At 58.5% G+C, this 384-nt stretch carries 1 protein-coding gene; it reads right to left on the bottom strand.

The annotated features are described in order from the left end of the window. On the bottom strand, window positions 1-324 hold a 324-nt coding region (locus AC1DKR_RS21375), incomplete at its 3' end, for a helix-turn-helix domain-containing protein (protein ID WP_478035208.1). Window positions 325-384: the final 60 nt, after the last annotated feature.

Below are 384 nucleotides of genomic sequence, written 5' to 3'. Positions count from 1 at the left end.
TCCCGGCACCGTCAGTTCCCAGGCCAGGCTGCGGCGAATCGCTGCGTCAGGTTGACGCTCGCCACTTTCGATCAAGGCCAGGTAAGACGGGCTGATGCCTACCGTGCGGGCCAGCGCCTCAATGGCGATGCCCTTCCCTTCGCGCAAACTGCGTAGTTGATCCAGACCCGGAAGARYCTGGTCTGMTGTGGCCGCGGGACGCACTGTGGCGTCGCGCGGTGGTTGTTCGTTGATGCCTGCTGCTTTCAGTAGAGCCTGATACTGAGCCCATGGCAGAACCGCATATTCTGGTTCGCCTTCGCGTGTAATTATCTGAATATCCATGACTACCCCGTAGGACAACGACACGTAGCGAGTCGGCACTTTTCCTTAGAAGTGTAATCC

The organism is Stenotrophomonas sp. 01N47 (assembly GCF_056399165.1).
This window is presented reverse-complemented; position numbering and strand designations above follow the sequence as displayed.